The sequence below is a fragment of the Caballeronia concitans genome, from assembly GCF_001544615.1.
In the GTDB taxonomy this organism is placed as follows: domain Bacteria; phylum Pseudomonadota; class Gammaproteobacteria; order Burkholderiales; family Burkholderiaceae; genus Caballeronia; species Caballeronia concitans.
Genome location: NZ_FCNV02000001.1, coordinates 1,065,284 through 1,085,376, shown reverse-complemented (window position 1 = coordinate 1,085,376; position 20,093 = coordinate 1,065,284). Strand labels below are relative to the sequence as shown.

Genomic DNA, 20,093 nt, shown 5'->3' with positions numbered 1-20,093 from the left:
TGCATTCACACCGAGTTTCACTGCCCGATTATACCTTCTGAGCATACTCGAACCGGGCCGAAACGAGGGTTAACCCCCACCAAAGAATAGAGAGTCAGGAGCAGACGATGAACGTCAAAGTGTTCGATACGAAGGAAGTGCAGGACCTTCTTAAGGCAGCCGCGAACCTTGGCAGCGACGACGGCAACGCTCGCGCCAAGCAGATCACGCATCGTTTGTTGAGCGACCTGTTCAAGGCCATCGATGACCTGGACATGACGCCCGATGAAATCTGGACCGGTGTGAACTACTTCAACAAGCTCGGACGCGATGGCGAAGCGGCCCTGCTCGCTGCGGGCCTCGGTCTGGAGAAGTATCTCGACATCCGGATGGACGCCGAAGACCGCGAAGCCGATATTCATGGCGGCACGCCGCGCACCATCGAAGGGCCGTTGTATGTCGCTGGCGCGCCGTTGCGCGACGGTGTAACGAAGATCGATATCGACGCTGACGAAAACGCGGGACCGCTCGTCATCCGCGGCACGGTGACCGGGCCGGACCGCAAGCCCGTGGCGGGCGCGGTCGTCGAATGCTGGCATGCCAATTCGAAGGGCTTTTATTCGCACTTCGACCCGACCGGCACGCAAAGCGAGTTCAATCTTCGCGGCGCAGTGAAAACGGACGCGGACGGCAAGTATGAGTTCCGCACGCTCATGCCCGTGGGTTATGGCTGCCCGCCGCAAGGCGCGACGCAGCAGCTGCTCGACGCGATGGCGCGTCATGGCAACCGCCCGGCGCACGTGCACTTCTTCGTCACGAGCGACAACACGCGCAAGCTGACCACGCAGATCAACATCGAAGGCGACCCGCTCATCTGGGACGACTTCGCCTATGCGACCCGCGAGGAACTCGTGCCTCATGTGATCGAGAAGACCGGCGGCACGGCGCTGGGTCTCAAGGACGATGCGTATAAAGAGATTCAATTCGACATCGCGCTGACGCCGCTCGTCGAAGGCAAGGACAACCAGCTCGTCAATCGCCCGCGCGTATCTGTCACGGCGTAATAGCCCGAGGCGGCAACCGACGCGCCCGCCACCGACTCCTTCGACTTTATTTTGAACCGATGCCCGGCCTCGCTGCAGGCCGGCATAGGGAGAGCACTCATGTCCGCAACTATCGACAAAGCCCGGCAACTCGAAGAATTGCTGAGCTCGGCCGTTCAGGATGACAAGGAAGCCGGTGTCTTCCGCTGCCGCCGCGACATCTTCACGAACGCCGATCTGTACGAACTCGAGATGAAGCATATCTTCGAGAGTAACTGGGTCTATCTCGCACACGACAGCCAGATCCCGAACAACAACGATTACTACACGACGTGGATTGGCCGGCAACCGATCGTCATCACGCGCGACAAGACCGGTGACTTGCATGCGGTAATCAATGCGTGTGCGCACAAAGGCGCGATGCTCTGCCGCCGCAAGCACGGCAACAAGGGCAGCTTCACATGTCCGTTCCACGGCTGGACTTTCTCGAACGCGGGAAAGCTCCTGAAGGTGAAGGACGAAAAAACCACCGAATATCCGGTGCAATTCAACAAACAAGGGTCGCACGATCTGAAGAATGTCGCGCGCTTTCAGAACTACCGCGGCTTTCTCTTCGGCAGCTTGAATGCGGATGTCATGCCGCTCGAAGATTATCTCGGTGAGACGAAGGTCATCATCGATCAGATCGTGGCTCAGGCGCCGGATGGCATCGAAGTGTTGCGCGGCAACTCCTCCTATATCTACGACGGCAACTGGAAGATGCAGATGGAGAACGGCTGCGACGGCTATCACGTCAGCACCGTTCACTGGAACTACGCCGCCACGATGGGCCGCCGCAAGGTCGAAGGCACCAAGGCCGTGGATGCGAATAGCTGGAGCAAGTCCGTGGCCGGCGTATATGGGTTCGAGCATGGCCACATCCTGCTGTGGACCAACACGATGAATCCGGAAGTGCGGCCGGTCTACCAGCATCGCGATGAAATCGTTGCGCGCATGGGCGAAGATCAGGCGAAGTTCGTCGTCAATCAGACGCGCAATCTGTGCCTGTATCCGAACGTGTTCCTCATGGACCAGTTCAGCACGCAGATTCGCGTGGTTCGCCCGATCAGCGTCGACAAGACCGAAGTCAGCATCTTCTGCTTCGCGCCCAAAGGCGAGAGCGCCGAAGACCGCGCCATTCGCATCCGCCAGTACGAAGACTTCTTCAACGTCTCGGGCATGGGAACGAGCGACGACCTCGAAGAATTCCGCGCGTGCCAGTCCGGTTACGCCGGATCGACGACCATGTGGAACGACCTCTCGCGCGGCGCGCCGCTGTGGATACACGGACCGGATGAAAACGCGCGGAGCATGGGTTTGAATCCGCTGATCTCGGGCGAGCGCAGCGAGGACGAAGGTCTCTTCGTGGTTCAGCATGAATACTGGGTGCAGGTGATGCGAGACGCCCTGCGCAAGGAACAAGCGGAGGCGACATCATGAGCTTCGATTATCAAAAGGTCTGCAATGCGCTGTATCAGGAAGCGCGCTTCCTCGATGACCGTCAATGGGACGAATGGCTTGCCTGCTACACGGAAGACGTCACGTACTGGATGCCCGCGTGGGACGACGACGACAAGCTCACCGATGACCCGCAAAGCCAGATCTCGTTGATGTACTACCCGGACCGGGGCGGCCTCGAAGACCGCGTGTTTCGCATCAAGACCGAGCGCAGCGGCGCATCGATGCCGGAACCGCGCACGAGCCACAACGTCACCAATGTGGAAGTGCTGGCCGAGCGTGATAACGAAGTGGATGTTCGATACAACTTCAACACGCTGAGCCATCGCTACAAGATCACGGACCAGTTCTTCGGCACCATCAACGTCACGTTCCGCAAGGTCGATGGTCGCCTGCTGATCGCGAAGAAGAAGATCGCGTTGAAGAACGACTACATCCGCCAGGTGCTCGACGTCTATCACGTCTGAAGCACGGCCCGGAACGAAACAGGAAGTAGGAGGCAACATGTCCAGCTACAACATCGCACTGAACTTCGAAGACGGCGTGACGCGCTTCGTCGAATGCAAGGCCGGCGAAAAGGTCCTCGATGCAGCTTTTCGCGCAAAGATCAATCTGCCGATGGACTGCTCCGACGGCGTATGCGGCACCTGCAAGTGCCGCGCGGAAAGCGGCCGTTACGACCTCGGCGACGATTACATCGAAGACGCGCTCAGCGAAGACGAGAAAGATAACGGCATCGTGCTCACCTGCCAGATGGTGCCGCAAAGCGATTGCGTGATCGCCGTGCCGGCTTCGTCGACGGCGTGCAAGACGGAGCAAATCAAGTTCGCGGCGACGGTCACGAAAGTCGAGCAGCATAACGATGCAGCCGTGGTCCTCGAACTGGACGTGCAAGGCGTTCCGCCTGTCTTTCTCGCCGGGCAGTACGTGAACATCGATGTTCCGGGCAGCGGCCAACATCGTTCGTATTCCTTCTCATCCTCACCCGGCGAATCGAAGATCAGCTTTCTGATCAAGAAGATCCCCGGCGGCGTGATGAGTACGTGGCTCGAATCCGCGCAGGCGGGCAGCGCGGTCTCGCTGACCGGGCCGCTCGGCAGCTTCTATCTGCGTGCCGTCGAGCGACCGCTTCTGTTCCTCGCAGGCGGCACGGGTCTCGCTCCGTTTCTTTCGATGCTCGAAGTCCTCGTTCGCGCGAACTCGCAGCAGAAGGTGCATCTCATCTACGGCGTGACGCGCGACCTCGATCTCGTACAGGTCGATGCCATCGAGGCGTATGCATCGAAGCTGCCGAACTTCACGTTCAGCACCGTGGTCGCCGAAGCAGCGTCCAGTCATCCGCGCAAGGGCTGGGTCACGCAGCATATACCGGCTGAATGTCTGAACGATGGCGACGTCGACGTGTACTTGTGCGGCCCGCCTCCGATGGTCGATGCAGTGCGCAAGCACTTCGACGACAACGGCGTCAAACCCAACAGCTTCCACTACGAGAAGTTCACGCCCAACGCAGCGCCGGTGACCGCATGAATACGCAGCGATTCGAAGGCAAGGTGATGGTCGTCACCGGTGCGGCGCAGGGTATCGGTCGTGGTGTCGCGCTGCGTGCAGCCGCCGAAGGTGCGAAGGTGCTGTTCGTCGATCGCGCCGATTTCGTTTCCGAAGTCGCAGCCGAAGCAACCGGCGCCGATACAGCGGGCTTCGTCGCGGACCTCGAAACGTACGAAGGCGCGGCATCGGCGATGGCCTTCGCCATTGCGAAGTTCGGGCGGATCGATATTCTCGTCAACGGTGTGGGCGGCGCCATTCGCATGAGACCGTACGCGGAGTTCGAACCGGCGCAGATCGATGCGGAAATTCGCCGCTCGCTCATGCCCACGCTGTACGCGTGCCACGCGGTGCTGCCGGCGATGCTCGCGCAAGGGCGCGGAACGATCGTCAACGTGTCATCGAATGCGACGCGCGGCATTCGACGCGTGCCGTACTCGGCGGCCAAGGGCGGCGTCAATGCGATGACGCAGTCGCTTGCGATGGAGTACGGCGAGCACAACATCCGCGTGGTGGCTGCCGCGCCCGGCGGGACAGAAGCGCCTCCGCGACGCGTGCCTCGCAACGCCGCCGGCGACAGCGAGCAAGAGAAGATGTGGATGAGCGAAGCGGTGAAGCAAGTCACCGAATCCACCTTCTTCAAACGCTACGCCACGCTCGACGAACAGGTCGCGCCGATTCTCTTCCTCGCATCCGACGAAGCGGGCTACATCACGGGCGCCGTATTGCCGGTTGCAGGCGGCGACAACGGCTAGAACGCCACGACAAGGGCGCATAAAACGAAACCCCGCTTTGCGCGGGGTTTTTTGTTTTCGAGTGCGTTACGCGAACTTCACGCCAACGTCGAATAAATACTTTTCTCTGGTCCCCCCGGCAGGAATCGAACCTGCATCTAGCGCTTAGGAGGCACTCGTTCTATCCATTGAACTACGGGGAGCGGACCGTGCATCCCGCCTGAGCGGCGAGAGCGCAGAGTATAGCAAACGCATCGCGGCGTCATCGAACGTGGGGACCGAAAAGTCGGCCTGAGACGATGGCACACGAAACCTCGGGTTTGCACCTATCAAGTTTCCGCGCACGATGCCGCCATCGGAGTAATGGACCCCACTCCTCATATGAAACCCCACGGCGCGTTTGCGGCGCTGATGGCAGACCAGGACCTGGCTCACCTGCAAAGGGTGATGCGTCGTTCGTTGTCGTGCGATCTTGGCGGTCCATTGCTGCCGCCTTCGTACTGGCGCGAACGGCTCGCCGCCGTCACGCGCCAGTCACATCTTTCGCCCACGCAAGTGCAGATCGTGCATCGGCTCCATCTGTATATCGATGCCTTCGAGACCGCATCTGCCGTGCGCGATGACCAGCCGATCGCGGCGGCGGGCGGTCAAAGCGGCTAGCATCGTTCAATGACGATGCCGCATCCACCAGTCGCGCAGCGATTGACGCCGCGCGCCGGTGTGCATCGGCTCGTCCCTGCGATGCCCGGTCCGCCAGTCATGCGCGAACAACACGATGCCGAGCGCCGCCATGATCGCGACGCCGATCAGTATGCCGGATAAGTCCATCATGGCGCCCTCCCGCTATCGATTGCCGCCCTGTCTTCATGATAGTCACGCCTGCCGCGCGCGCTGCTGCTGCGCATGCGCCGCGAGCCGCACTGCCGCGTTCGCCGCGCCATAGCCGTCGTAGCCGCCGCGCCGCTCGATCACTTCCAGAAAGAAGCGCTGATCGAGCTGCTCCGTGTACGCATGGAAGAACTCGCCACCGCGCTCGTCGCGGTCATAGAGGATATTGTGCTCGTGCATCGCGTCGATCTGTTCGTCGGGCAGGCCGTAGCGCGCGACGAGATCGTCGTAGTAATTGCGCGGGATGCGCAGGAACTTGACGCCGTCGGCGGCGAGGCGCGGGATCGCATCGAAGATATCGGGCGTGCTGAACGCGACATGATTCAGCCCGGAACCGCGATACGTCGAAAGCGATTCAGCCACCGCCGTGTACCGATCCACCGACGCGTTCAGCGCAATGCGCACCGATCCGTCGCGGCTTCGCACCGCGCGGCTGCGCACGAGGCCATACGGGTCCGGCACGATCACGCTCGGCTCGGTCTCGAAACCGAACGCGCTGCGGAAGAAGAGCACCCACGTATCGAGCGCTTCGGCCGGCAGCGAAAGACACACATGATCGATACGCGACAGCGGCCCGACTTCATACGGACCATCGATATCGGTCAGCACGAAATCCGATTCCCACAGCGTGGGCGCGCCGGGCGCTTCATCGACGAAATAATCGAGGCTGCCATCCGGCGACTGCACGCCCGGCACCACGCGCTCGTTCGGCCCGACCTGTCCCGAGAACGGCTTCGATCCGTAAGCGGCGGCGCGCTCGAACGCGAGCTTCGCGTCATCGACATGAAACGCCGACGCGCACAGCGACAAGCCATGCTGCTGATAAAACGCGCTCGCGAAAGAATCGGCCTCGGCGTTGAGCACGATCGATCCCGCGCCATGCCGAAAGAGCGTCACGTCCTTCGAACGATGCCGTCCCGCGAGCCGGAAGCCGAGCTTGCCCAGCCATTCGGCGACGTGCTCGCGCGTCGTATCGTCGACGGCGAATTCGAGGAACTGGAAGCCGATGTGCTCCGGCGGCGCGGGCGGATCGAAGAGCGCGGCGGGCGCTTTGTCGCCCATCACGGCGCGCGTCTGCTCTTCGAGAAAGCGCAGCGACCGATGCCCGTCCGCCGCCGTGATCGCGGTCGGCGCGGCGCGAAAGCCGTCGTTGAAAATCTCCAGCGACAGCGGCCCCGCGTAGCCCGCTTCGAACACGCGCGCGGTGAAGCCCGCGACATCGAACGCGCCCTGCCCCGGAAAGCAGCGATAGTGACGGCTCCATTCGAGCACGTCCATCGCGAGCACGGGCGCATCGGCGATCTGCACGAACGCGATGCGATCGCCGGGAATCGCGGCGATTTCATCGACGGAATCGCCGATGGACAACGTATGGAAACTGTCGAGCACGAGGCCGAGATTCGGGTGATTCACGGCATCGACGAGACGCCATGCATGCTTGTACGAGTTGACGTGCCGGCCCCACGCGAGCGCCTCGTAGCCGACGACGACGCCCGCTTCCTTCGCGAGCCGCGCAAGCGTGCCGAGCTGATCGACGATGAGCGCGTCATCGCCGATCGTCTCTGGCGACACGTTGCTGCACGCGAGCATGCGGTCCGCGCCGAGTTCGTGCATCAAGTCGAACTTGCGCTTCACGCGCTCGATGTTCTTCGTGAAGCGCTCCGGGTTCACGCCCTCGAAATCGCGAAACGGCTGGAACAGATAGATGGCGAGGCCTAAGTCTTCGCAGATGCGCCGGACATCGGCAGGCGTGCCGTCGAAATACAGGAGATCGTTCTCGAAGATTTCGACGCCGTCGAAGCCCGCCGCGCGGATGGCCGTGAGCTTCTCCACGAGCGTTCCGCTAATGGATACCGTCGCGATGGATGTCGGGATTGAACGCAGCATGCTGCCTCCTCGTTGCATTCGGTGTGATGCGGGGTGATCGATTCAGTGTAGGCGCTGCGCACGCATGCCACGTCATTGTGCGGCAGCATAACAAACTAACCAGATCGTACAAAATCCGTGAAAATACGGACGGACACCGGCCGCTGCGGCGGTCACACTTCGGTCCTAAGTTCTATCGCTGTCGCGATGCAACATCGCGCCCTCATTTTCTGCAGTACGCTAGGCGTTTTAGCCTGGCTTCTTTCGCGGGAGCATCTCGCATGACCAGCAAAACTTCATACCTCATCGGACTCATCGGCTCGGGCATTGGCGGTTCGCTCACGCCGGCCATGCACGAAGAAGAAGGCCGCGTCCTCGGGCTCAACTACGTGTATCGGCGCATCGACCTGCAAGCGCTGAAGCTCGAACCATCGGCGCTGCCCGAACTGCTCGAGGCCGCCGAACGCATGGGCTACGACGGCCTGAACATCACGTATCCGTGCAAGCAAAGCGTGATCCCGTTGCTCGACGATCTCGACCCCGACGCGCGCGCGCTCGGCGCGGTCAATACGGTCGTGCTGAAGGACGGCAAGCGCATCGGCTACAACACGGACTGGTCGGGCTTCGCGCGCGCGTTTCAGCGCGCCCTGCCCGATGCGCCGCTCGATCGCGTCGTGCAGCTCGGCGCGGGCGGCGCGGGCGCGGCCGTCGCGCATGCGGCGCTCACGATGGGCGCGCGCGCGCTCACGCTCTTCGATTCGGATGAGGCGCGGGCGTCGGCGCTAGCGCAGGAACTCGCGGCGCGCTTTCCGGATCGCGAAGTGACGAGCGGCGGCGACTTGCGCGAGACACTGCGCGCGGCGAACGGCCTCATCCACGCGACGCCGACCGGCATGGCGAAGCTGCCGGGCCTGCCGCTGCCGGCGGAGTATCTGCACAAGGATCTGTGGGTCGCGGAGATCGTCTATTTTCCGCTCGAAACGGAACTGCTGAAGGCCGCGAAGGCGCTCGGCTGCAAGACTGTCAGCGGCGGCGGCATGGCCGTGTGTCAGGCCGTGGATGCGCTGCGCATCTTCACGGGCCGCGAACCCGACGCGGAGCGCATGTTCGCGCATTTCCAGCGCTTGCTGGAAGCCTGATTCGACTGACGCGAAGCATCACGAAAAACGGCGGCCTCGCAAGAGAGCCGCCGTTTTGTTTTTGTGCGCTCAGTCTTCGCGACGCATGAAGCAGAGCACGGCATCGATGACCATCTCGCGATGCCGCGCCCGCGAACGCGGACCGGACGGATCGCGCCCGAACGCCGCGCTCCACGTATGGCGATTCGCCACGCGATGAAAACAGAACGAGCTGATCATCAGATGCAGATCGATGGGATCGACGTCGTCGCGAAAGCGCCCCGCCGCCACGCCGCGCGCGATGAGATCCTCGATGGTCTTCACCACCGTCGAATTGCGCGCCTTGAAGGTCTTCGACTGCTCGATGTACTTCGCCGAATGCACATTCTCGATGGTCACGAGGCGCACGAAATCGCGATGCTTGTCGTGATAGTCGAACGTGAAACCGATGAACTCGCGCAACGCTTCCTCGGGTTCCATGTCCGCGAGATGCAGTTCCTGTTCGAGCGCGCGGATGTCGCCGTAGACCTGTTCGAGCACCGCTTCGTACAGCCCTTCCTTGCTGCCGAAGTAGTAGTACAGCATGCGCTTCGTGGTGTTCGTGCGCTCCGCGATGGCATCGACGCGCGCGCCCGTCAGCCCCATCGCCGAAAATTCTTGCGTGGCGATATCGAGAATATTGCGCTTGGTTTCTTCAGGATCGTACTTGCGCCGCCCTTCCGACCCGGTCGGCGAGGGCGCAGCACTGGCGGGCGTCGCGGCCTTGCTTCCTTTTTTCATTGTTGTGTCTGAAAACGGCGGTGGGAATCGATTCTAGCATGGGGGTCATAGCGTCTTTCGCCTCGAGGACACTGGTTTTCCAGGGCTTCATCTATACTTTTTCGATCCAGTCACCGCTTTCATTTACCGCATGTCGCCATCGAAAGTCGTCGCCTCTTCACTCGCACTTTTTGCGCTCGGCGCTTCCGCGCAGACGCAACTGCCGCCCGGACATCCATCGTCGCCGCAACTGCTCGCAGCCGAAGGCGTGATGACGAGCGCGAACATCGCGCGCGGCGCGGCGGATGTCTGTCATATCGATGCCACGAAGATCGCGCACTTCAAGGACGCCGCGCGCGCCAACTTCCGCGACGCGCCCGACTTCGAAGCGGAATGGGCGCTCGGCTACCGGCAGGCGCAGGCGACGGTCGATCGATTCGACAAGCTCAAGACGAGCAATCCCGCCGAGTACAAGAAGGAAATCGACGAGGCGTGCCCCGCGCTGGATCGCGGGATCGACGAAGTCACGCAGTAAGTTTCGTCACTCACCCTGCGCGCCCTGCGTGTACTGCGCGCGCTTCTCGACGTACATCGCGGCATCGGCGCGTTGCAGCATCGCTTCGAGCCGCTCGCCTTCGCGCGATGTCGCCGCGCCCATCGCGAAGCTCAACGGCATGCCCGAGTAGAACTGATTGTTCACCTCGAGCAACTGGCGGATGCCGCCCATCACCGTTTCCGCGCCGCGTTCGTCGGTGCCGGGCAAGAGCAGCATGAACTCGTCCCCGCCGATGCGCGCCGCCTGAAACGGCTTCTCGACGGCCTTCGAGAGCACTTCGCCCGCGCGTCGCAGGAGCGCATCGCCGGCGGCGTGGCCCAGTTGATCGTTGACGCTCTTCAGGCCGTTCACATCGACCGCGATCGCCGTCACCGGGAACGGCCCCTTGCGTTCCAGCCGATTGATTTCATCGATATAGAACGAGCGATTCTTCAGCTTGGTCAGCACGTCGTGCTTGCCGAGAAATTCCAGATACGCTTCGGCCTTCTTGCGCGCGGTGATGTCCGTGAGCGCGACGAGCACGAGATCCCAGCGCGCCTCGTGCCCCGGAAACACCGAGAACTGCAGATGCACGTGCACTTCGCTTCCATCGAGCGAATAGTTGAGCACTTCGCGCTGATGAAAGAGCTTGTGCTCCCATAGATCGGCGAGCTGCTCCTGAAAGTGCTGCTGCATGTCGTCGCGAAAGATGTCCGGCAGGCGCGCGAGCAGCGTCGGCTTGTCGGGGGCGGCGAACATGCGCAGCGTGTGCTCGTTGACGTCGAGGACGTGAATCTCCTGCATGCATCGCTCGACGAATTCCGGATGCACGTTCACGAACGTCCGGAAATCGACGATGCCCCGCTCGCGCACTTCGTCCAGCAGCATCTTCACGGCGCTGAAGTCTTCGACCCACAGCGAGACCGGCGAATGCTCGAAGAGCCCGCGCGCGTAGAGTTCGCTCTCCGCGGCCTTGCGGCGCACGGTTTCGAGTTCGGTGATGTCTTCGATGGTGACGAGCACGCGGCCCCATGTGTCCTCGTGTCCCGGCAGCACGACGGCTTTCAGCAGCACATCCAGCCGCCTGCCGTCGAGCGTGTAGTTGACCGTCTGGCTCACGAAGCGCAGCTTGCCGGACCACAGCTGCTCGAGTTCGTCGACGTGCGTGGTCAGCATGTCGTCGCGAAAAACACGGGCGAGGTTCTGCACGAGATCGTCGATGTCCCGCGCGCCGAACAGCGACAGCGTGCGCCGGTTCACCTTCACGACGCGAATCCGCGACGAGCATTCGGCGATGCGCGCCGTGTCCTCCGTCAGGAACGCGCGCAAATCGGTGACGCCGGCGGCGCGCCATTGTTCGAGCCGCTCGCGCACGGCGCTGAAGTCTTCGAGCCACAGGGAAATGGGCGCGAGGTCGAACATGTCGGCGTCGTCTTCGGGAAGCCTCGCCGGCGTGAATTGGCCGGCGGCGCGGCGCGGGTCGTTTGGCATCGTCATTTTCTCGGCTCGCGCCGGCTCGTTGAACGTCTACCCGGTCATTTTTACGGGCTCTCGTGTCATCTCACAATTGTAGTCCGCCAAATTTCCTGCCTTTACTGCGTCAAGCGATTCGCTTCCCGGCGCATGTCCGAATGAGGGGCGGATGCTACACTCGATCGGCTATCCGGCCTCCCGCGCATGTCGCGCCTCGCTGGGCACATTTGCTGCGCGGCGTGCCGTGCATCGGGCCGCATTCCCCATCCCTCACTGGAGCTCACAAGGAGGCATGACTCTCATGGCTGATTTCCGCATCTGGTCCGACGAATTCCCGGCAAACGGCTTTCTGACCCGCGCGCAGGAATTCGATCTGCAAGCCTTCGGCGCATCCGGCGAAAACATCTCTCCCGCGCTGCAGTGGGAAGACCCGCCCGCCGACACGAAGAGCTTCGCGCTCACCGTCTACGATCCCGACGCGCCCACCGGCAGCGGCTTCTGGCACTGGATCGTCGTCAACATTCCGGCCGATGTACGGTCGCTGCCGCGCAACGCGGGCAAGGCCGACGGCAGCCTGCTGCCCGCCGGCGCGCTGCAGCTTCGTAACGACTACGGCACGGTCGGCTTCGGCGGCGCGGCGCCTCCGCGCGGCGACAAGCCGCATCGCTATATCTTCCGCATCCATGCCCTCGAAGCCGAGAATCTGCCGCTCGATCCGAACGCGACGAACGCCGTCGCGCGCTTCATGACACATCTGAACGAGATCGATTCGGCGTCTTACACGGGACTTTACGAACTGAAGTGAACGAAGCGGCATGAAGCGCACGCGGCCGCGATGGTTTCGCGGCCGCGTCGATGAAAAGCAGCCACAAGCGATTTGAAAACGGCGCGACATACAATGCGCCGCCCCGCCACCCACAGCCTTCCGATGGATTCCGACCAAGGTCTTCCCCTTCCCCAACGTTATTGGGCGATCGCCGTCGTCGCGCTCGGCATCACGCTCGCGGTGCTCGACGGCGCCATCGCCAACGTCGCGCTGCCGACCATCGCGCGCAATCTCAACGCTTCCCCCGCCGATTCCATCTGGGTCGTCAACGCGTATCAGCTCGCGATCACCATTTCGCTGCTGCCGCTCGCCTCGCTCGGCGATCGCATCGGCTACCGGCGCGTATACATGGGCGGGCTTGCGCTCTTCACGGTGTCGTCGCTGGCGTGCGCGCTGTCGGGCACGCTCGCCACGCTCACCATCGCGCGCGTCGTGCAGGGCTTCGGCGCGGCGGGCATCATGAGCGTGAACACGGCGATCGTCCGCATGATCTATCCGCACAAGCAGCTCGGACGCGGCGTCAGCATCAACGCGACGGTGGTCGCCATTTCCTCGGTGATCGGGCCGACGGTCGCCTCCGGCGTGCTGGCCGTCGCGCCGTGGCCGTGGCTCTTCGCGATCAACGTGCCCATCGGCATCGCCGCGCTCGCCATCGGGGCGAAGGCGCTGCCGCGCACGCCGGGGCATCGGCAACCGTACGACTACGTGAGCGCGGTGATGAACGCGCTCTTCTTCGGCATCGCGATCGTCGCCGTCGATGGGCTCGGGCACGGCGAGCATCGCCCGTATGTGATCGGCGAGTTCGTCGCGACGGCGGTCATCGGCTACTTCTTCGTGCGGCGGCAACTCACGCAAAGCGCGCCGCTTCTGCCTGTCGATCTGCTGCGCATTCCGGTGTTCGCGCTGTCGATCGGCACATCGGTGTGTTCGTTCTGCGCGCAAATGCTGGCGTTCGTCTCGCTGCCCTTTCTGCTGCAAAACGGCTTCGGCATGAGCCAGGTTGAAACCGGTTTTCTGATGACGCCGTGGCCGCTCGTCATCGTGTTCGTCGCGCCGGTCGCGGGCATACTCGCGGACCGTTATTCGGCGGGCTTGCTCGGCGGCATCGGGCTCGCGGTGCTGTGCGTCGGCCTCGTGCTGCTCGCAACCGTGGGCGCGCATCCGACGCCGACCGACGTGGCGTGGCGCATGGCGATATGCGGCTTCGGCTTCGGGCTGTTTCAGTCGCCGAACAACCGGCAGATGCTGTCCTCCGCGCCGCGTCATCGCAGCGGCGGCGCGAGCGGCATGCTCGGCACCGCGCGCCTCACCGGGCAGACGCTCGGCGCCGCGCTCGTCGCGCTGATCTTCGGCGTCGAGCCGCAACGCGGGCCGATCATCGCGCTGGCGGTCGCGGCGGTGTTCGCGGCGGCGGCGGCTGTCGTCAGCATGCTGAGACTCACGGGCAAGCGTCGAGTCGAAACGGTCTCCTGATCCGGCTCCTCACCGCGATGGCCTACGGCGGCCATCGCGCCTCGATTTGGGCACACACCTTGCTGCCGTTTCGAACGTCCATCCGCGCGCGACCCGCTCGCCGCGAACGTCCGAACAAGCAATAAGAAGGAGGTGTATCCCATGGCAAGTTCCCTCAATGGCCGCAAGGTCGCGATTCTCGCCGTCGATGGTTTCGAACAGGCCGAGCTCGTCGAGCCGCAGCGCGCGCTGAAGGAAGCCGGCGCGCAGGTCGATGTCATCTCGCAGAAGCCGGGGCAGATTCAGGGCTTCAAACACGTCGACAAGGGCGATGCCGTCGCCGTCGATCGCACGCTCGACGAAGCAACCTCTCGCGAATACGACGCGGTCGTGCTGCCGGGCGGCGTGGTGAACGGCGACGCCATTCGTCTCGACGCCAAAGCACAAGCCTTCGTGAAGGAAGCGAATCAGGCGAAGAAGCCCATTGCGGTGATCTGCCACGGCGGCTGGCTGCCGATCTCGGCGGGCATTATCGCGGGCCGCACGATCACGAGCTGGCCGAGCCTTCAGGACGACGTGCGCAACGCGGGCGGCACGTGGGTCGACCAGGAAGTGCAGATCGACGGCAATCTGATCACGAGCCGCAAGCCCGACGACCTGCCCGCGTTCAACAAGGCGCTCATCGACGCGCTCGGCAAGTAGCGCGCGGCCTGATCGCCCCGATCCGACCCATTCGATACAACCGGAGCCGAGCCGATGCCACGCGTTTCATCGTGCTTCATCGCCCTTGCGCTGACGGCTTCCGCCGCGCTCGCGCCCGCGCACGCCCAGACCCGGGAAAGCGCGAGCAAGATGCAGACGCAGAAGCTCTCCACCGTCGATCAGCAGTTCATCCAGGACGCAGGCGCCGCGGGCGCGACGGAAATCGCCGCCAGCAAGCTCGCGCTCACGCGTTCGGGCGACAAACAGGTGAAGGAGTTCGCACAGCGAATGATCGCGGATCACACGGCGCTCGCGCGCAATCTCGATGTGATCGCCAAACGCCACGGCATCACGACGCCGCCGGCATCCGATTCGTCGGTCGTCGGCAGTCTGCAAAATCTTCAGGGAGCCGACTTCGACAAAGCCTATATTGAAAAGGTCGCGCTGGCGGGTCATCAGAAGGCCGTTGAGCTTTTCACGAAGGAAAGCGAAAACGGCAACGATGCCGCGCTGAAGGCCGCTGCCGCGAAGGCGCTGCCGGTCATCCGTCATCACTACGAGATGGCGCAGCAACTCGGCAACGCTTCGCCGAAGGCCGCGCCATGAACGCCCCGCATTTCATCGAACGTGCCGACGGCCTGCCCGTTCGCGCGCCCGCCGGTCCCAGGCCGGCTTATGAGGACTCGACCATGCACATCACGTTTTCGGACGAACGCCCCGTGTTCGACGGCGACGACCTCGCGATCCATTTCACCGCTCTCGTCGACGGCGAGCCGGTCGTCTGCTCGATCAGCGCCGAGGCGCTCGAAGACCATTTCGGCGCGGCCTCTCCGCGCGAGGAAGACTTGATGCCCGCGTTCGAAGGCGGCGCGGCGCGCATCCGCGCGGTATGCGCCGAAGCGCTCGACGACAACGGCGGCCAGCCCGTCGTGCTGCGCAGCGGCCTCTTCCGCGTTGCGGGCCTGGAACCCGAATGATCGCGGCCGCGCATCGAACCGCGCCCGCACCGAGGCGCGTTCTGGCCGATTCCACGCAACCCATCACTCAGAAGGAGGGAACATGTCCCTGATCATCGCCGGCCGATTCGAGACCTTTCCCGCCGCCGAAGCCGCCGCGCAGCGGCTTTTCGCGAACGGCTTCGTGGAAGAAGACGTGACGCTCTTCTTCGTCAACCCGAGCGGTCAGCACGCGCGCTTTCCGATTGGCGGCGACGTGTCCACCGATAAAGGCGCGGGCGCCGCGCCCAAGGGCGCCGGCAAGGGCGTGACGATCGGCGCGGTCGTCGGAGCGATCATCGGCGCGGCGATCTTCGCCGTGTTCAAGGCGCCGCTCTTCGTATCCGTGGTCGCGGCGGGCGTCGGCGCGTATATCGGCTCGCTGGCGGGCGCCATGTCGCACACGAAGAAGAAGCCCAACGCCGCGCCCATGCAGGCCGAGGAACCGATGCGCAATTCCGGCGTGCTGGTGGCCGTGCACGTGTCACCGGAGACGCATGACAGGGCAGCGTCGATCTTGCAGGAAGCGGGCGGGATGGAAATCGAGCGCGCGTCGGGCCGCTGGAAGCAAGGCCGCTGGAGCGACTTCGATCCGCTGAAGCCGCCGCAGACGGTGAAGGAATTCGCGCAGCCGCGCGCGTGAGGCAAGTGCTCTTGTATGCGCCCCGGACGTTCGACGTCCGGGGCGTTTTGCATTGCGTCGTTGATTGAATCGGCGTCAGACCCACGGACGCGCGTTGCCATCCTTTTTCGCGTCGGTGCGAACGTCGCAGCCGGCGGGCAGGATCTTTGCCTTGTTGCCCGCCGCGCCGGTCGGCTCGCACATGTGCGGATAGCTGACTTGCGATGCCACGGGCGTTTCGGTCGCTCGTTCGCGCACATGCAGCGTGACCGCCGATGCGACGATCGCCACCAATACCAAAAACTCGCGATTCGCGAGCGCGCTGAATCTTTTCATCCGGTTTCTCCTGTTGCCTTGTCGTTGCGTCGTCCTGCGTGGGACGAACGTCTGAATGCACGCGACCAAAAAGCAAACGGCATGCCGCGTTCGATCGACTGCTTCCGGGCACGCTGCGTGCATGCGCTAAAACCAGCGCATCCCGCAAGGGACGCAGCGCTCAAGCCAATTCGCCAACAAAGGAGGTATCCCTATGAGCACGAACGTCGTATCGGTACTCAATGATCTCATCGAAACCTCGAAGGACGGAGAGAAGGGTTTCCTCAAGGCCGCCGAAGACACGCGTGACCCGAGCCTCAAGCTCCTGTTCCAGAATCGCGCCGAAGCATGCGCACAAGGCGCAATCGAATTGCAGAACCTGGTTCAGCGCCTGGGCGGCAAGCCGGAAACGGGCGGCTCCGTCGCGGGCGCGCTGCATCGCGGCTGGGTCGACGTGAAGTCGGCAGTGAGCGGCCACAGCGACCACGCGATTCTCGCCGAATGCGAGCGCGGTGAGGACGCCGCGAAGAAGAACTATCGCGAGGCGCTCGAAAAGGACCTGCCGGCCGATGTGCGCGCGGTCGTCGAGCGTCAGTATCAGGGCGTGATCGAGAACCACGATCGCATCCGCGACCTGCGAGATCAATACGCGGCCACGAAGTCGTAATGCGTTTCGCAGCATAGCCGCATCATCGCCGCCTTCAGGCGGCGTTTTTTTCGCACGACGATGCGGCCGGAGCAACGTGACAAAACGAAACGGCCACTTGCGTGGCCGTTTCTTCGAGCGCGCAAGCAGCCGATGTTACTGCGGCTGACCCTTGTCGTTGGTGCCGAGCGAGGAAGCCGCCGCAGCCGCCGATGCGCCCTTCAGCTTGTGCGCCTTGTTCTGCTGATGCAGCGTCGTGCCCTTGCTTTTTGCGTGGGCGCCGGACGCCGGGGCTGCCATGCCCGCCGTATCCGATGCCGCCTGTGCGAACGCCGTCGCCGAGAATGCGAGAGCCAGCGCGCCGATCAATGCCGTCTTTTTCGTCTTCATGAAGAGCTCCTTTTGCCGGGGCCTTCGAGCGCCGCATGCACGACGCTTCGTGAGCCGCCTGTGAGTAACGACCTGAATCGGCCGTCCTTCGTTTTTAGGGTTTCAAACATGCTGCGAGGTGATGCACGTGCCGTGTGAAACAAGCGAAGCAGGCGAAGCGAACAAACAGGCGACAAGAAGCGCCGCCCGATGTGCGAACCCGCGCTGAAAGGCCCGATGTCTCGTTGCGACGACGAATCATCGAACCCCGCGCGGGTTCCGGTACTGCGGTTTCGAGCGCGGCCCGCCTGAAGCGCGCCGCGCATACGAACTATGCCATCACTTCCGTCTTACTTGGCAGCAATTTTAAGATGGTTCTTCACGGATGCAACACCCGATACTTCCTTCACCACTTCTTCCGCGGCGGTCTTGTCTTCAGCCGACGGCACCGTGCCGGTCAGCGAAACGACGCCGCGACGCGTCTTCACGTGGATGTGCGTCGACTTGACGTTCTTCGCGCTCAGCAGTTCGGCCTTGACCTTCGTCGTCACCGCGCTGTCATCGACCTTCTGGCTGACGGACGTGTCCGAAGCACCCGAGGACGACGTCGAGTTGGTCTGCGCGTTCACGTTCAGCGCGAACACGACACATGCGATACCACCGGCTGCCTTGAGGAATTGAGTCGTCTTCATAGTGATACTCCTTGTTCTCGGTTTTAGTCTTGCGCGCCCCTGTCACGCTGACGTGCCCGCATGCTCGTGTCTTGTCGAGCACGCGCACGAGGCGCCCCGCTTCTTCGTGATAATTGTTGTTGCCTCGATAGCGTCCGCGCGTCGCCGCGCCGATCGCATGGTCAGTACCGCAACTCGCGTGCCGGCTCCGTTCGGAAAACTCGTGTGTGCGCCCGAACATCGGCGCGACGCCTTGAACCGCCGACGCCGCGAGCCGAAGCGACAAATCATGAACAGGCGGGCGAGCGCCATGAAAAGCCCGTCGAACAAGCCGCGCGGCGGGCCGTCCTTTTGTCTGAGGCCGTGTAAAAACTGCGTGAAAGCGGGGGTCCGCACACTTCGAACGAACGCGCGTCAGAACCAAAAACGTATGCGAAGCATGACCTTAGCGACGCATGGCACGGTGGTTGCTTTTGCTGGTCGACGAACATATCGATCACGAACGAATACTCGAGGATTAGCCAGCAATGCCGCCTTCACTCGAACTCCGTACCAAGCAAAGCCTGGCCCTGACGCCACGTCTGCAGCAGTCCGTCCGCCTCTTGCAACTTTCGTCGCTGGAATTCCAGCAGGAGTTGCGCAACGCGCTCGACACGAATCCTTTCCTCGAATACGACGAATCGCAGACCGAGGACAACGCCCTCGGCGCGGACAACGGCAATTCGATGAGCGAAGCATCGCTCTCGACTTCCACCGAGAGCACGGCCGAAGCGCCGCTCTCCACCGAATCCAGCATGGACGGCGACTCCGGCGCTGATTCCAGTTCGCGCGACGACTCCATGAGCGAGTTCTCGTCCGATCCGTTCGGCCGCAGCGCGTCGCGCAACAACGGCGACGGCGAAGGCTCCGATCCCGCCGACTGGGTGCGCATCGAACCGTCGCTGCATGAAACGCTCCACGACTCGCTGCGCATGTATCAGCTCAACGAGCGGGATCGCGCGGTCGCGCAACTGATCATCGAAGCGCTCGACGACGACGGCTATCTGCGCCAGGAACTGAGCGAACTGGCGGACGTCGTCGATATCGAGCCGGCCATCAGCGAGGACGAACTCAGCATCGCGCTGAAGCTCGTGCAGTCGCTCGACAAGCCGGGCGTCGGCGCGCGCAATCTGTCCGAATGCCTGACGCTTCAGCTCGACGCGATGCCGCACGACACGCCGGGCCGCGAAGTGGCGCGCGAGATCGTCGTGCATCATCTCGAACGGCTTGCCCGCCGCGAGCAGGCCGAACTGCAGAAGAAGATCGGCTGCAGCGCGGACGAACTGCGCATTGCGTGCGCGCTCGTGCGCCGTCTCGATCCGAAGCCGGGCGAGAACTACGGCCAAAGCGAGGACAACTACGTGGTGCCGGACGTCATCGTGCGTCAGGTGAAGAAGCAATGGGTCGTGACGATCAACCCGGCGGTGCTGCCGCGCGCGCGGATTCATCGCATGTATGCGGAGCTGTTCGCGCAATCGGCCGGCGCGAGCCGTTCGCCGCTCGCGCAGCAGTTGCAGGAAGCACGCTGGCTCATCCGCAACGCACAGCAGCGCTTCACGACGATTCAGCGCGTGGCCGAATGCATCGTCTCGCATCAGAAAGCGTTCTTCGATTACGGCGAAATCGCGCTGAAGCCGCTCGTTCTGCGCGATGTCGCCGACGAACTCGGCCTGCACGAATCGACCATCTCGCGCGCCACGGGCAACAAGTACATGGCCACGCCGCGCGGCATCTTCGAGTTCAAGCACTTCTTCCCGCGCGAACTGTCGACCGAAAGCGGCGGCACGTGTTCGGCCGCCGCCGTGCGCGCGCTCCTGAAGGAAATGATTTCGAAGGAAAACACGCGCGATCCGCTCTCCGACGTGAGCCTCGCGAAGATGCTCGCCGATCAGGGCGTGATCGTCGCGCGCCGCACGGTGGCGAAGTATCGGCATTTGATGAAGGTGCCGCCGGCGGAACTGCGCCGCCAGGCATGAAGCACCGCTAACGGTTTTGCGCTCCCCGCGCTCGAGCGACGAC

General features: G+C 63.1%; 23 protein-coding genes and 1 tRNA gene. 16 read left to right on the top strand and 8 right to left on the bottom strand.

The genetic code is table 11. The features are described 5' to 3' along the window. Nucleotides 1–107 precede the first annotated feature (107 nt). The 5 genes from catA to benD all read left to right on the top strand — a co-directional run bounded on the left by catA (nt 108) and on the right by benD (nt 4,819). Nucleotides 108–1,043, top strand: coding sequence for a catechol 1,2-dioxygenase (gene catA, locus AWB72_RS05085; RefSeq protein WP_040051919.1), 936 nt, complete (start codon nt 108–110; stop codon nt 1,041–1,043). A gap of 99 nt (nt 1,044–1,142) precedes the next feature. Next, nucleotides 1,143–2,501 carry a Rieske 2Fe-2S domain-containing protein gene (locus AWB72_RS05080; RefSeq protein WP_040051918.1) on the top strand — a complete coding sequence of 453 codons (1,359 nt, stop codon included), beginning with the start codon at nt 1,143–1,145 and terminating at the stop codon, nt 2,499–2,501. Further along, nucleotides 2,498–2,986, top strand: coding sequence for a benzoate 1,2-dioxygenase small subunit (gene benB / locus AWB72_RS05075; RefSeq protein WP_040051917.1), 489 nt, complete (start codon nt 2,498–2,500; stop codon nt 2,984–2,986). The genes AWB72_RS05080 and benB overlap by 4 nt, the downstream gene beginning before the upstream one ends. Before the next feature lie 37 nt (nt 2,987–3,023). Further along, nucleotides 3,024–4,046, top strand: coding sequence for a benzoate 1,2-dioxygenase electron transfer component BenC (benC, locus tag AWB72_RS05070; RefSeq protein ID WP_040051916.1), 1,023 nt, complete (start codon nt 3,024–3,026; stop codon nt 4,044–4,046). After that, complete coding sequence (benD, locus tag AWB72_RS05065; RefSeq protein ID WP_040051915.1) at nt 4,043–4,819, top strand: benzoate diol dehydrogenase BenD; 777 nt, start codon at nt 4,043–4,045, stop codon at nt 4,817–4,819. Before benC ends, benD begins: the two co-directional genes overlap by 4 nt. 107 nt (nt 4,820–4,926) lie before the next feature. Here the strand turns inward: benD and AWB72_RS05060 are convergent. After that, nucleotides 4,927–5,001 (bottom strand) — tRNA-Arg (locus AWB72_RS05060). Nucleotides 5,002–5,245: 244 nt separating this feature from the next. Here AWB72_RS05060 and AWB72_RS05055 point away from each other — a divergent pair. Continuing rightward, nucleotides 5,246–5,458 carry a hypothetical protein gene (locus AWB72_RS05055; RefSeq protein WP_244285516.1) on the top strand — a complete coding sequence of 71 codons (213 nt, stop codon included), beginning with the start codon at nt 5,246–5,248 and terminating at the stop codon, nt 5,456–5,458. Nucleotides 5,459–5,464: 6 nt separating this feature from the next. Here the strand turns inward: AWB72_RS05055 and AWB72_RS28825 are convergent, their stop codons facing one another. Next, complete coding sequence (locus AWB72_RS28825) at nt 5,465–5,629, bottom strand: hypothetical protein (RefSeq protein WP_159459342.1); 165 nt, start codon at nt 5,627–5,629, stop codon at nt 5,465–5,467. Between the two features lie 42 nt (nt 5,630–5,671). Beyond that, complete coding sequence (locus tag AWB72_RS05050) at nt 5,672–7,561, bottom strand: bifunctional sugar phosphate isomerase/epimerase/4-hydroxyphenylpyruvate dioxygenase family protein (RefSeq protein ID WP_087127937.1); 1,890 nt, start codon at nt 7,559–7,561, stop codon at nt 5,672–5,674. A gap of 272 nt (nt 7,562–7,833) precedes the next feature. Here AWB72_RS05050 and AWB72_RS05045 point away from each other — a divergent pair, with 272 nt between their 5' ends. Further along, nucleotides 7,834–8,691 carry a shikimate dehydrogenase gene (locus AWB72_RS05045; protein ID WP_040051912.1) on the top strand — a complete coding sequence of 286 codons (858 nt, stop codon included), beginning with the start codon at nt 7,834–7,836 and terminating at the stop codon, nt 8,689–8,691. A gap of 69 nt (nt 8,692–8,760) precedes the next feature. Here the strand turns inward: AWB72_RS05045 and AWB72_RS05040 are convergent, their stop codons facing one another. Continuing rightward, nucleotides 8,761–9,450 (bottom strand): TetR/AcrR family transcriptional regulator, encoded by a 690-nt coding sequence (locus AWB72_RS05040; RefSeq protein WP_040051911.1) that lies wholly within the window; start codon nt 9,448–9,450, stop codon nt 8,761–8,763. Between the two features lie 130 nt (nt 9,451–9,580). Here AWB72_RS05040 and AWB72_RS05035 point away from each other — a divergent pair, with 130 nt between their 5' ends. Continuing rightward, entirely contained in the window at nt 9,581–9,964 is a 384-nt protein-coding gene (locus AWB72_RS05035) for a hypothetical protein (RefSeq protein WP_087127886.1), read from the top strand. Nucleotides 9,965–9,970: 6 nt separating this feature from the next. On the opposite strand, the gene AWB72_RS05030 is transcribed toward AWB72_RS05035, so the two are convergent. After that, nucleotides 9,971–11,455, bottom strand: coding sequence for a sensor domain-containing diguanylate cyclase (locus tag AWB72_RS05030; RefSeq protein WP_040051975.1), 1,485 nt, complete (start codon nt 11,453–11,455; stop codon nt 9,971–9,973). Between the two features lie 283 nt (nt 11,456–11,738). Here AWB72_RS05030 and AWB72_RS05025 point away from each other — a divergent pair, with 283 nt between their 5' ends. From AWB72_RS05025 to AWB72_RS05000, 6 genes are all read left to right on the top strand, one after another. After that, nucleotides 11,739–12,242, top strand: a complete 504-nt coding sequence (locus AWB72_RS05025; RefSeq protein ID WP_040051910.1) for a YbhB/YbcL family Raf kinase inhibitor-like protein — start codon at nt 11,739–11,741, stop codon at nt 12,240–12,242. A gap of 123 nt (nt 12,243–12,365) precedes the next feature. Next, complete coding sequence (locus AWB72_RS05020; protein WP_040051909.1) at nt 12,366–13,736, top strand: MFS transporter; 1,371 nt, start codon at nt 12,366–12,368, stop codon at nt 13,734–13,736. A 141-nt stretch (nt 13,737–13,877) separates the two neighbouring features. Beyond that, on the top strand, nt 13,878–14,417 hold the full coding sequence (locus AWB72_RS05015; RefSeq protein ID WP_040051908.1) for a type 1 glutamine amidotransferase domain-containing protein: 540 nt from the start codon (nt 13,878–13,880) through the stop codon (nt 14,415–14,417). Nucleotides 14,418–14,471: 54 nt separating this feature from the next. Further along, nucleotides 14,472–15,023: a DUF4142 domain-containing protein gene (locus AWB72_RS05010; protein ID WP_040051907.1), complete on the top strand. Its 552-nt coding sequence runs from the start codon at nt 14,472–14,474 to the stop codon at nt 15,021–15,023. Continuing rightward, on the top strand, nt 15,020–15,394 hold the full coding sequence (locus tag AWB72_RS05005; protein ID WP_052450010.1) for a DUF1488 family protein: 375 nt from the start codon (nt 15,020–15,022) through the stop codon (nt 15,392–15,394). The genes AWB72_RS05010 and AWB72_RS05005 overlap by 4 nt, the downstream gene beginning before the upstream one ends. An 82-nt stretch (nt 15,395–15,476) precedes the next feature. Continuing rightward, a complete protein-coding gene (locus tag AWB72_RS05000; RefSeq protein WP_040051906.1) occupies nt 15,477–16,055 on the top strand; it encodes a glycine zipper 2TM domain-containing protein in 579 nt (192 codons plus the stop codon). Nucleotides 16,056–16,130: 75 nt separating this feature from the next. Here AWB72_RS05000 and AWB72_RS04995 read toward each other — a convergent pair whose 3' ends face one another. Then, nucleotides 16,131–16,370 carry a hypothetical protein gene (locus AWB72_RS04995; protein WP_040051905.1) on the bottom strand — a complete coding sequence of 80 codons (240 nt, stop codon included), beginning with the start codon at nt 16,368–16,370 and terminating at the stop codon, nt 16,131–16,133. 193 nt (nt 16,371–16,563) lie between these two features. On the opposite strand from AWB72_RS04995, the gene AWB72_RS04990 reads away from it, so the two are divergent. Further along, nucleotides 16,564–17,016, top strand: a complete 453-nt coding sequence (locus AWB72_RS04990; RefSeq protein ID WP_040051904.1) for a PA2169 family four-helix-bundle protein — start codon at nt 16,564–16,566, stop codon at nt 17,014–17,016. Nucleotides 17,017–17,151: 135 nt separating this feature from the next. On the opposite strand, the gene AWB72_RS04985 is transcribed toward AWB72_RS04990, so the two are convergent. Both AWB72_RS04985 and AWB72_RS04980 read right to left on the bottom strand, forming a co-directional pair. Beyond that, nucleotides 17,152–17,385: a hypothetical protein gene (locus AWB72_RS04985; RefSeq protein WP_040051903.1), complete on the bottom strand. Its 234-nt coding sequence runs from the start codon at nt 17,383–17,385 to the stop codon at nt 17,152–17,154. Between the two features lie 329 nt (nt 17,386–17,714). Then, a complete protein-coding gene (locus tag AWB72_RS04980) occupies nt 17,715–18,056 on the bottom strand; it encodes a BON domain-containing protein (protein ID WP_040051902.1) in 342 nt (113 codons plus the stop codon). 506 nt (nt 18,057–18,562) lie between these two features. Between AWB72_RS04980 and AWB72_RS04975 the strand changes: the two genes are divergently transcribed. Then, nucleotides 18,563–20,050 (top strand): RNA polymerase factor sigma-54, encoded by a 1,488-nt coding sequence (locus AWB72_RS04975; RefSeq protein ID WP_040051901.1) that lies wholly within the window; start codon nt 18,563–18,565, stop codon nt 20,048–20,050. The last annotated feature ends 43 nt before the right edge of the window (nt 20,051–20,093 follow it).

Bases quoted from the DNA above. Each gene is read 5' to 3' on its own strand.
- AWB72_RS04995 (WP_040051905.1), bottom strand. From the start codon at position 16,370: ATGAAAAGATTCAGCGCGCTCGCGAATCGCGAGTTTTTGGTATTGGTG.
- benC (WP_040051916.1), top strand. From the start codon at position 3,024: ATGTCCAGCTACAACATCGCACTGAACTTCGAAGACGGCGTGACGCGC.
- AWB72_RS05000 (WP_040051906.1), top strand. From the start codon at position 15,477: ATGTCCCTGATCATCGCCGGCCGATTCGAGACCTTTCCCGCCGCCGAA.
- AWB72_RS05055 (WP_244285516.1), top strand. From the start codon at position 5,246: ATGCGTCGTTCGTTGTCGTGCGATCTTGGCGGTCCATTGCTGCCGCCT.
- AWB72_RS05080 (WP_040051918.1), top strand. From the start codon at position 1,143: ATGTCCGCAACTATCGACAAAGCCCGGCAACTCGAAGAATTGCTGAGC.
- AWB72_RS05025 (WP_040051910.1), top strand. From the start codon at position 11,739: ATGGCTGATTTCCGCATCTGGTCCGACGAATTCCCGGCAAACGGCTTT.
- benD (WP_040051915.1), top strand. From the start codon at position 4,043: ATGAATACGCAGCGATTCGAAGGCAAGGTGATGGTCGTCACCGGTGCG.
- AWB72_RS04985 (WP_040051903.1), bottom strand. From the start codon at position 17,385: ATGAAGACGAAAAAGACGGCATTGATCGGCGCGCTGGCTCTCGCATTC.
- AWB72_RS04990 (WP_040051904.1), top strand. From the start codon at position 16,564: ATGAGCACGAACGTCGTATCGGTACTCAATGATCTCATCGAAACCTCG.
- AWB72_RS05010 (WP_040051907.1), top strand. From the start codon at position 14,472: ATGCCACGCGTTTCATCGTGCTTCATCGCCCTTGCGCTGACGGCTTCC.
- AWB72_RS05015 (WP_040051908.1), top strand. From the start codon at position 13,878: ATGGCAAGTTCCCTCAATGGCCGCAAGGTCGCGATTCTCGCCGTCGAT.
- AWB72_RS05035 (WP_087127886.1), top strand. From the start codon at position 9,581: ATGTCGCCATCGAAAGTCGTCGCCTCTTCACTCGCACTTTTTGCGCTC.
- AWB72_RS28825 (WP_159459342.1), bottom strand. From the start codon at position 5,629: ATGATGGACTTATCCGGCATACTGATCGGCGTCGCGATCATGGCGGCG.
- AWB72_RS05020 (WP_040051909.1), top strand. From the start codon at position 12,366: ATGGATTCCGACCAAGGTCTTCCCCTTCCCCAACGTTATTGGGCGATC.
- AWB72_RS05005 (WP_052450010.1), top strand. From the start codon at position 15,020: ATGAACGCCCCGCATTTCATCGAACGTGCCGACGGCCTGCCCGTTCGC.
- benB (WP_040051917.1), top strand. From the start codon at position 2,498: ATGAGCTTCGATTATCAAAAGGTCTGCAATGCGCTGTATCAGGAAGCG.
- AWB72_RS04975 (WP_040051901.1), top strand. From the start codon at position 18,563: ATGCCGCCTTCACTCGAACTCCGTACCAAGCAAAGCCTGGCCCTGACG.
- catA (WP_040051919.1), top strand. From the start codon at position 108: ATGAACGTCAAAGTGTTCGATACGAAGGAAGTGCAGGACCTTCTTAAG.
- AWB72_RS05030 (WP_040051975.1), bottom strand. From the start codon at position 11,455: ATGCCAAACGACCCGCGCCGCGCCGCCGGCCAATTCACGCCGGCGAGG.
- AWB72_RS05040 (WP_040051911.1), bottom strand. From the start codon at position 9,450: ATGAAAAAAGGAAGCAAGGCCGCGACGCCCGCCAGTGCTGCGCCCTCG.
- AWB72_RS05045 (WP_040051912.1), top strand. From the start codon at position 7,834: ATGACCAGCAAAACTTCATACCTCATCGGACTCATCGGCTCGGGCATT.
- AWB72_RS04980 (WP_040051902.1), bottom strand. From the start codon at position 18,056: ATGAAGACGACTCAATTCCTCAAGGCAGCCGGTGGTATCGCATGTGTC.